The organism is Klebsiella sp. HMSC09D12 (assembly GCF_001808475.1).
GTDB classification, from domain to species: Bacteria; Pseudomonadota; Gammaproteobacteria; order Enterobacterales; family Enterobacteriaceae; genus Klebsiella; species Klebsiella oxytoca.
Genome location: NZ_KV793394.1, coordinates 543 through 9,706 on the forward strand (window position 1 = coordinate 543; position 9,164 = coordinate 9,706).

11 protein-coding genes, 1 tRNA gene and 1 pseudogene are annotated in these 9,164 nt (G+C 52.9%); 6 read left to right on the forward strand and 7 right to left on the reverse strand.

The annotated features are described in order from the left end of the window. A partial coding sequence (locus tag HMPREF3178_RS31525; RefSeq protein WP_228705117.1) for an iron-containing alcohol dehydrogenase occupies positions 1 to 317 on the forward strand: 317 nt, incomplete at its 5' end. Positions 318 to 495: 178 nt separating this feature from the next. Here the strand turns inward: HMPREF3178_RS31525 and tdk are convergent. Next, positions 496 to 1,113 carry a thymidine kinase gene (tdk, locus tag HMPREF3178_RS03215; protein WP_016808826.1) on the reverse strand — a complete coding sequence of 206 codons (618 nt, stop codon included), beginning with the start codon at positions 1,111 to 1,113 and terminating at the stop codon, positions 496 to 498. Positions 1,114 to 1,257: 144 nt separating this feature from the next. On the opposite strand from tdk, the gene HMPREF3178_RS03220 reads away from it, so the two are divergent. Then, complete coding sequence (locus HMPREF3178_RS03220) at positions 1,258 to 1,578, forward strand: hypothetical protein (protein WP_017145681.1); 321 nt, start codon at positions 1,258 to 1,260, stop codon at positions 1,576 to 1,578. Positions 1,579 to 1,671: 93 nt separating this feature from the next. Further along, complete coding sequence (gene hns / locus HMPREF3178_RS03225) at positions 1,672 to 2,079, forward strand: histone-like nucleoid-structuring protein H-NS (RefSeq protein ID WP_004103116.1); 408 nt, start codon at positions 1,672 to 1,674, stop codon at positions 2,077 to 2,079. Positions 2,080 to 2,212: 133 nt separating this feature from the next. Here hns and galU read toward each other — a convergent pair whose 3' ends face one another. The 3 genes from galU to rssA form a co-directional block, all read right to left on the reverse strand. After that, positions 2,213 to 3,115, reverse strand: coding sequence for a UTP--glucose-1-phosphate uridylyltransferase GalU (galU, locus tag HMPREF3178_RS03230; protein WP_004103117.1), 903 nt, complete (start codon positions 3,113 to 3,115; stop codon positions 2,213 to 2,215). Between the two features lie 197 nt (positions 3,116 to 3,312). Beyond that, entirely contained in the window at positions 3,313 to 4,326 is a 1,014-nt protein-coding gene (gene rssB, locus HMPREF3178_RS03235; RefSeq protein WP_017145680.1) for a two-component system response regulator RssB, read from the reverse strand. 89 nt (positions 4,327 to 4,415) lie between these two features. Then, positions 4,416 to 5,315: a patatin-like phospholipase RssA gene (gene rssA / locus HMPREF3178_RS03240; protein WP_023321182.1), complete on the reverse strand. Its 900-nt coding sequence runs from the start codon at positions 5,313 to 5,315 to the stop codon at positions 4,416 to 4,418. A gap of 112 nt (positions 5,316 to 5,427) precedes the next feature. Here rssA and HMPREF3178_RS03245 point away from each other — a divergent pair, with 112 nt between their 5' ends. The 3 genes from HMPREF3178_RS03245 (at position 5,428) to HMPREF3178_RS03255 (ending at position 7,012) form a co-directional block, all read left to right on the forward strand. Further along, positions 5,428 to 5,886: a YchJ family protein gene (locus HMPREF3178_RS03245; RefSeq protein ID WP_004103120.1), complete on the forward strand. Its 459-nt coding sequence runs from the start codon at positions 5,428 to 5,430 to the stop codon at positions 5,884 to 5,886. Positions 5,887 to 5,928: 42 nt separating this feature from the next. Beyond that, entirely contained in the window at positions 5,929 to 6,771 is an 843-nt protein-coding gene (gene purU / locus HMPREF3178_RS03250; RefSeq protein WP_004103121.1) for a formyltetrahydrofolate deformylase, read from the forward strand. 159 nt (positions 6,772 to 6,930) lie between these two features. Next, positions 6,931 to 7,012: transfer RNA gene (locus HMPREF3178_RS03255), tRNA-Tyr, on the forward strand. Positions 7,013 to 7,229: 217 nt separating this feature from the next. Here the strand turns inward: HMPREF3178_RS03255 and narI are convergent. From narI to narH, 3 genes and pseudogenes are all read right to left on the reverse strand, one after another. Continuing rightward, positions 7,230 to 7,907, reverse strand: a complete 678-nt coding sequence (narI, locus tag HMPREF3178_RS03260) for a respiratory nitrate reductase subunit gamma (protein ID WP_004103123.1) — start codon at positions 7,905 to 7,907, stop codon at positions 7,230 to 7,232. After that, complete coding sequence (gene narJ, locus HMPREF3178_RS03265) at positions 7,907 to 8,617, reverse strand: nitrate reductase molybdenum cofactor assembly chaperone (RefSeq protein WP_004113646.1); 711 nt, start codon at positions 8,615 to 8,617, stop codon at positions 7,907 to 7,909. The genes narI and narJ overlap by 1 nt, the downstream gene beginning before the upstream one ends. Beyond that, positions 8,614 to 9,164 (reverse strand): annotated as a pseudogene (narH, locus tag HMPREF3178_RS31530) (nitrate reductase subunit beta); the annotation flags it as partial. The gene narJ and the pseudogene narH, both read right to left, overlap by 4 nt.

Consider the following 9,164-nt stretch of genomic DNA (forward strand, 5'->3'; position numbering starts at 1 on the left):
CGGGTGACCGCACCGCAGCGAAAATCGAAAAACTGCTTGGCTGGCTGGAAGAAATTAAAGCTGAACTGGGTATTCCTAAGTCTATCCGCGAAGCTGGCGTGCAGGAAGCTGACTTCCTGGCCCACGTTGATAAGCTGTCTGAAGACGCATTCGATGACCAGTGCACCGGCGCCAACCCGCGCTATCCGCTGATTGCCGAGCTGAAACAGATTCTGCTGGATACCTACTACGGTCGCCATTACGTCGAAGGCGGCGTGGAAGAGAAGAAAGAAGCCGCGCCGGGTAAAGCTGAGAAAAAAGCGAAGAAATCCGCTTAATCTCACAGTAGTCAAGAACGTTAATACCAGCCCCATCTTATGATGGGGCTTTTTTTATCTCCCCCGTTCAGCGGCCCACATAAGGTCTCAGACGGCCGAAATGTATAATCAAGGGTTCAGGGTTGAGTAATAAAAAAAGGCGCTATATAAGCGCCTGAGAGGGTCTCACGGGAAGGTATTAGCAGGTGTGCTGCCTGTTCTGCACAAAGCTTAAAGAACCGACGCTCAACGCCTCCTTATAATGCTTGCGGCAGACGGACACATAGCGTTCATTACCGCCAATCACTACCTGTTCCCCCTCATTGTACGGCCGCCCCTCCTGGTCGAGGCGCAAAACCATGCTCGCTTTACGACCGCAGAAACAGATAGTTTTTAATTCAACCAGCTTATCTGACCACGCCAGCAAATATTGACTGCCGGTAAAAAGTTCACCGCGAAAATCAGTACGCAGTCCATAGCACAGCACGGGAATATCCAGCTGGTCTACGACTTCAGACAGCTCATGCACCTGTTCGCGCGTCAAAAACTGGCTCTCATCAACTAATACGCAGTGAATCGGCTGACGTCTATGTTCGTCGGCAATGTCGGTAAATAACGCTGTCTGCGTATTATACAACCGCGCCGGCGAGGAGAGGCCAATCCTTGAACTCACTTTCCCTGAACCAAAGCGATCGTCAATCTCTGCGGTATAAACCAGAGTACGCATCCCTCGCTCCTGGTAATTGTATGAAGACTGCAACAGAGCGGTAGACTTGCCTGCATTCATTGCTGAATAGTAGAAATAAAGTTGTGCCATCGGCCGCGTAACCCCAATCAATGTGTTTTTTCGCAGCAAAATTGTATCATATATTCACTCACTATCAGCCCTCACCGTGTGGGTATTGCCGGGAATGTTCGGTCAACGAATGCCTGATAGATTAAGCATCTTAATTGAAGGGGAATGCCTGCTATTCGTGCGCCAACAGCGGTCCGCTCTCACATCGCTATTGCGCTTTTGTGCTTACCAGGCATTTTTCTGATAGCTATAACCGCGCTGGACAAGTGTTTTATATTAAACATCATCGCCGCTGCTGCGCTAATACTGACAATGATATTTATCCATGCAAAGTATAATTTTTCTCATCGCGCAACAGAAAAAGCATACTATCTCAGGGTTTTAGCTTATGTTTTCCACCGCGCTATAAGCAGGAAAGATGTGAACCCGCACATAAAATTTAAGTTAAATGAATTAATTCCCGAGACAAATAACAAGTTATTTTGACTTCCTTACATTCTCCCCTATTGCACATCTGAATTTATCGCTCTATTATTAGACCAACAAACCACCCCACAATATAAGTTTGAGATTACTACAATGAGCGAAGCACTTAAAATTCTGAACAACATCCGTACTCTTCGTGCACAGGCAAGAGAATGCACCCTTGAAACGCTCGAAGAAATGCTGGAAAAATTAGAAGTTGTCGTTAACGAACGTCGTGAAGAAGAAAGCGCTGCGGCTGCGGAAATTGAAGAACGCACTCGTAAACTGCAGCAATACCGTGAAATGCTGATTGCTGACGGTATTGATCCTAATGAACTGCTGAGCACTATGGCTGCAGTTAAAGCGGGAACTAAAACCAAGCGCGCTGCACGTCCGGCTAAATACAGCTACGTTGACGAAAATGGCGAAACTAAAACCTGGACTGGTCAGGGTCGTACTCCGGCAGTGATCAAGAAAGCGATGGATGAGCAAGGTAAAACGCTGGACGATTTCCTGCTGTAATATCCCCGCGCATCCGTTTAAAAATCCCGCTTCGGCGGGATTTTTTTTATCCGCTAATCGGACCTGTGCCCTGCGGACATAAAAAAACCGGGAAACGAATCTCGCTCCCGGTCCTGCATTGTGTGGCGATCAATTACTTCGCGATGGCTTTTTCCAGCCAGGATTTAAATTCAGCGCCCAGCGACTTATGGCGCACGCCATATTCAACGAAGGCCTGCATATAGCCCAGCTTATTACCGCAGTCGTGGCTTTTGCCTTTCATATGATAGGCTTCAACGGTCTCTTTTTCGATCAGCATATCGATGGCATCGGTCAGCTGAATTTCGTCACCGGCTCCCGGAGGCGTTTTTGCCAGCAGCGGCCAGATATCGGCGCTCAGCACATAGCGACCTACAACTGCCAGGTTAGACGGCGCTACGTCCGCTTTCGGTTTCTCAACAACGCCGACCATCGGTACGCTCTCACCCGGCTGCAGGGACTGGCCCTTGCAATCGACAACGCCGTACGCGGTCACGTCAGCAACCGGCTCAACCATAATCTGGCTGGCTCCGGTCTCATCAAAACGAGCGATCATTTCCGCCAGGTTATCGCGGGACAGATCGGATTCATATTCGTCAAGAATAACGTCCGGTAAAATAACCGCGACCGGCTCATTGCCGACAACCGGATGCGCACACAGCACAGCATGGCCCAGACCTTTAGCCAGCCCCTGACGCACCTGCATAATAGTCACGTGCGGCGGACAAATAGATTGCACTTCTTCCAGCAGCTGGCGTTTTACACGTTTTTCCAGCATGGCTTCCAGTTCAAAACTGGTATCGAAATGGTTTTCGATGGAGTTTTTAGAAGAGTGCGTCACCAGAACAATTTCTGTAATCCCGGCGGCGATACATTCGTTAACAACATATTGAATTAATGGCTTATCTACCAGCGGCAGCATTTCTTTCGGAATAGCCTTAGTAGCGGGCAACATCCTGGTGCCTAATCCCGCAACCGGGATGACAGCTTTTCTTACTTTTGAATTAAGCGCAGCCATTGAAATCTCCTGGACTGTTCGTTTTTTAAACTTCTCGTTAATAATATGGTATCGAGTATATCAGCCTGTTCAGTTGAACCTGTTCCGAAAAGGATTAGATATCTCCGAATTAGGAATTTTACGCATTAAACCCGGCGATAGTACCACCACAAAAGATCGCGTGGTAATCCCACTTGGGTAAAAATAAGCGCAATTGTTCACTCCGCAGACAACATAAGGCGTAAACGTCCCCCGGCCCCCCAAATTTGGCACTGCCATGATGCGCAGCGTTGACTAATTTGGTTGAGATAGGCATTACCCAGGGTACCTAACGGAACGCCATTGCTAATCTGAATTTGGTGTTCCCCCGTATTCAACGTGCCATTCAAACCCGCGGAAACCAAAATTAAATTTTTCAAGCCGCTATGGTAATACCCTACCAATAATGGAAATTGCCCCGGCAGGTTAGCCTGACGCAGTAATTGATTGACCTGTTTAAGCAGGCTCCCCATCTCCGGTAAACGCTGTCCCTGATGAGCAAGCTGCTCCTGCAGCAGGCCATTGAAAAGGGCGCGCAGTAATAAAGCAGCAAGAACCCCATTATCACCCGCTCGCGTGACGTCCAGACAATAAAACGCCAGATCGTTTTCTGATAGCGGCGCAATGTCGAGCACGAGACCGGGCTTATCGACGGAGACAAGCTGCCGATAGTGAATACGGCAGTTCGACATCTCCTGTTGGACCGGGGGCTGAAGCTCCTGTAGCAGCCTTGACGCCGCGGAGGGATCGCTGACCAGCGCGTCCCAATCCTCAAACAGGCGTTCCTGCTCTTCGACACGAGAATTAAACATGTTGGGGTATAGGCAGGCGTACACGGTTTCTCGCAGGCGATCGAAATCTTTTACCGGTTTAAGAAGAATGTCCTGCACGCCAAGGCGCAGCGCTTTGGCGATATCCGCCATATTTTCCGTCGCTGAAATCATCAGAATCGGCAGCTGCTCGCCCTGATTGCGCACATGCTCCACCAGCTGCAGGCCGTTCATTCGCGGCATGGAAATATCGCATATCATCAAATCGGGTTTTGACTCGGCCATTTTTTGAAGTGCATCCACGCCATCTTCCGCCTGGACGATGGTCGCGCCCAGCGAAGCTAACCAGGTGTGCATAAGTGAGCGGAAAACGGGTTCGTCTTCAACTATCAGAATCTGTTTTCCCGCCAATGGCTGCGTCATGATCTCTCCCCTGACTGACGATAAGTTAATAGTGGCACGCGATTCACGCTACCGCCTGTCAGAATTTACTTAAGTATGCATCAAATGCGCTACACGGAGGTACGCACTAAAGGTAATAGTTCATCCATTCTCTTTTCCACTGCCAGATGTCCGGCAGCGATAGCTTCGCCGGCACGGTGGAAATCCAGCGTGGAGATTTGCGGGCAAAAGGGCTGAATCAGGATATCCGGCGGGTCGCCCGCCATACGGTTTCGCTTAAGACGATTTTCCAGAACCTGAATGGAAGTCGACATGATCTCCATTGCCGTCGGCGCTACCGTCGCCCGACGTGAGGTCATACGCGCCAGGCGGGAGCGCAGCCGTGAATGCCACGAAAAATCTTCTTCGGCCTCTGGACGCGGCACCTCCATGGATAATAAATCCTGCTGCATCAGATGCGCGTCGTGCTGCAAATCAACGGCAATAACGATATCCGCGCCCATTGCCCGAGCCAGGGATACCGGCACGGGATTAACCACCGCGCCATCCACTAGCCAGTAACCATTATGCATGACCGGCGACATCAGACCAGGCATACTGCACGAGGCACGAATCGCCAGATGCAGATCCCCTTCCGTAAACCACAGTTCGCGACCGGTACTTAAATTGGTGGTAACTGCCGCAAAACGACGCTCGCAGCGTTCAATCTCGGTGACCGGTAGCAGTGTACGATATTGGCTAAATACCCGTTCGCCCCGCAGCAAGCCCCCTCGCTGCCAGGAGAGATCCATTAATTTCAGGACGTCCCAGTTGCTAAAAGAGCATACCCATTTCTCCAGCGCCGGAAGGCGGTTGCAGGCGTAAGCCGCCCCCACCAGTGAGCCAATAGAGCACCCTGCGATGACATCAACGTCGATGCCCGCACGCTGTAATGCATTAATCACACCGATATGCGACCACCCGCGGGCGGCTCCTGCCCCTAGCGCCAGACCGATCTTGAGCTTTCTCATTCTTACCGAAACATATCCTTCCACTCCGGGCATGGCATCATCGCCATACCTCAGTTAACATATTGCGCTTTGGCGGCGTAGCGCCGTCTTTCTTTATCCCATGGAGGCCGTTTTGTCGCCATTATGCCCCTGCGGCAGCGCTCTGGAGTATAGCGCATGTTGTCAGCGTTATCTGGCTGGCACGCAGCTTGCGCCAGATCCGTCACAGCTGATGCGTTCCCGCTATAGCGCATTTGTTATGCAGGACGCCGACTATCTGATTAAAACCTGGCACCCCTCCTGTCAGGCGCAACAGTTTCGCGCGGACCTGGAGAACGGGTTTAAGCAAACTCAATGGCTGGGTCTCACCGTCTTTGCTGCCGATGAAGGCAGAAGTCCCGATGAAGGCTACGTCAGCTTTATCGCGCGTTTCACTGACAATAACCGCTCCGGCGCCATTATTGAACGATCCAGATTCTTAAAAGAAAACGGACAGTGGTACTATATTGACGGAATGCGACCGCTGATCGGTCGTAACGACCCCTGCCCTTGCGGTTCAGGTAAAAAATTTAAAAAATGCTGCGGCCAGTAAGCCAGCAGCAGGAATAGCAAACACTACAGGATTTTCCCCGCGATGCATTCACTACAACGTAAAGTACTACGCACCATTTGCCCTGATCAGAAAGGCCTCATCGCGCGTATCACGAATATCTGCTATAAGCACGAGCTGAACATCGTGCAGAACAATGAGTTCGTTGACCACCGGACCGGCCGCTTCTTTATGCGTACCGAGCTCGAGGGTATTTTCAATGACTCCGTTCTCCTGGCTGACCTCGACAGCGCGCTGCCGGAAGGCTCGATTCGTGAGCTCAACCCAGCAGGCCGCCGCCGTGTCGTCATTCTGGTGACTAAAGAGGCGCACTGCCTCGGCGATCTGCTGATGAAAGCCAACTATGGCGGGCTGGACGTAGAAATCGCCGCCGTCATCGGCAATCATGAAACCCTGCGCTCGCTGGTTGAACGCTTTGATATTCCCTTCCAGCTGGTGAGCCATGAGGGGCTAACCCGCGAAGAGCACGATAAGCAGATGGGTGATGCTATCGCCGCCCATGAACCGGATTACGTCGTGCTGGCGAAATACATGCGGGTGTTGACCCCCGAGTTTGTCTCCCGCTTCCCGAATAAGATTATCAATATTCACCACTCATTCCTGCCGGCGTTTATCGGCGCGCGTCCGTATCATCAGGCCTATGACCGCGGGGTGAAGATTATTGGCGCAACCGCCCACTACGTGAACGATAATCTGGATGAAGGCCCCATCATCATGCAGGACGTTATTCACGTCGATCACACCTACACCGCAGAAGATATGATGCGCGCTGGCCGCGACGTTGAGAAAAACGTTCTGAGCCGCGCATTGTACCAGGTGCTTGCACAGCGGGTGTTTGTTTACGGCAACCGAACGATTATTCTTTAATCGATAATGAAATTAACTGGTTAGCTTTACGGCTTTACGCGTAAAAATCAGGCAACCAGTTTATTTTTAGCAAACGAATACTTTACAGTGGCGCGTCATTTGATATGATGCGCCCCGCTTCCCGATAAGGAAGCAGGCCAGTATTAAGCATTACCCCGTGGTGGGGTTCCCGAGCGGCCAAAGGGAGCAGACTGTAAATCTGCCGTCATCGACTTCGAAGGTTCGAATCCTTCCCCCACCATCACTTCCCTGCAGTACCTCAGCAAAATCAAATAATCAAACCGTCTTAGTTAGCTCTTTTATTGCTCCAGAACTGATTCTGTATTTCTGCCATATGTGCCCCGGCGGCGCTACAAGGGCATGCTGTCTGTAGCCCGGCCAGGCGTAGCGCCGCCTGGAGCAGACCGCACCAATGAAAAACCCTGCCGCAGCAGGGTTGAGCTTTACACGAAATAGAATCAGCGACGGGCGCGAACAATCTGGTATTTGCGCGTCAGGTACTCGACCGGCGCGCTCCAGATATGCACCAGACGGGAGAACGGGAACAGCACAAACAGCGTCATCCCCAGCACCAGATGCACGCGGAAAATAAACGCCACGCCGTCCAGATGCTGCGAAGCCCCGCCGTGGAAGGTCACCACCGACTGCGCCCAGCCCACCAGCTTCATCATTTCGCTACCGTCCATATGCTGAGCGGAGAACGGAATAGTCAGCAGACCCAGAGCGCACTGCACCATCAGCAGGGAGAGGATCAGAATATCCGCTCCGGTGGTGGTGGCGCGCACGCGGGGGCTCAGCAGACGGCGTTTCAGCAACAGTAGCCCGCCCACCAGCGTCATGACGCCGCAGGCGCCGCCCGCGATCATCGCCATCTTCTGCTTCACGTCAACCGGCAGGAATGACTCGTACATCCAGTGCGGCGTCAGCATGCCGAGAAAATGACCGGCAAAAATTCCCAGAATACCGATATGGAACAGGTTCGAGGCCAGATTCATCCCTTTACGGTCCAGCATCTGGCTGGAGGCCGCACGCCAGGTGTACTGCCCATAGTCGTAACGTAGCCAGCTGCCGACCAGAAATACCGTCCCGGCGATATACGGATAGATGTCAAAGAAGAACATATTCAGGAAGTGCATTAGTGCTGTCCTCCGTTAGAGATATTCAAATATTGCGGGGCAACGGCTCCGGCAAAACGACGCTGGTGAGCGGAGATCTCCGACTCGCCGCAGCCCTGATCGGCAAAGAATTTCACCTGTTCTTCTTCCCAGACGGCGTCCAGCGCCTGCGGCGTATCGTCGCGGGCCTCATCGGCGATTTTTTCCGCCACTTTCTGGCTATCTACCTGGGCGTGTGCCAGCTTGAGCAGCAGCTCAAACAGTACCGCGTAGCGGCTATCGCGCTGCTGCAGGCGAGCGCTCAGTAGACCGAGAATCGGCGCAACGTCCTGCAATCCGCCGCGCGCTTCCGCCTCCGGCAGCTGCGCCAGATACTCAAGATACAGCGGGAGATGATCCGGCAATTCGCGGCTATCCAGCTGCAGACCGTGGCGTTCATACTGCGCCATCAAGTCGACCATTGCCTGGCCGCGATCGCGGGATTCGCCGTGCACGTGCTCAAACAGCAGCAGCGAGGTCGCACGGCCGCGATCGAACAGCTCACTGTAGCGAGACTGCGCGTCCAGCACATCCTGGGCGGTCAGGTCGCGCAGGAAAACGCTCAGCTTATGGGCATCCTCCGGCGCGAGCTTTTCCGAAGAGGCAATAGCGTCGAACAGCTCCTGCTGATGCTGCCATAAGGCAGCGTCAGGGTACTCAAGAAGGCGCGACACAATGACGAGTTCAATCATGGGTGCGGCTCCGTTTTGCTGGTGACGTCGATAGCATCGATACGGCGGCTGTTGAACAGATTAAACTGGCTATCAGAACCGTGGCATCCGTCACCGAAGGTGAAGCCGCAACCGTTTTTCTCCGGGAAAGCATCGCGGGCCTGCTCGCGATGGCTGCTCGGCACCACGAAACGGTCTTCGTAGTTGGCGATAGCCAGATAGCGATACATCTCCTGCGCCTGGGCTTCAGTGAGGCCAACCTCTTCCAGCGCCCGGGTATCCAGTACGCCGTCTACGGTTTCCGCGCGTTTGAAGTGGCGCATCGCCAGCATGCGTTTCAGCGCCAGCAGCACCGGCTGGGTATCGCCCGCGGTTAGCAGGTTTGCCAGATACTGAACCGGGATACGCAGGCTTTCGACGTCCGGCAGAATACCGTTGCTGCCCAGTTCACCCGCATCGGCGGCTGACTGAATCGGCGACAGAGGCGGCACGTACCAGACCATAGGCAGGGTGCGATATTCCGGATGCAGCGGCAGCGCCAGCTTCCAGTCCATCGCCATTTTGTACA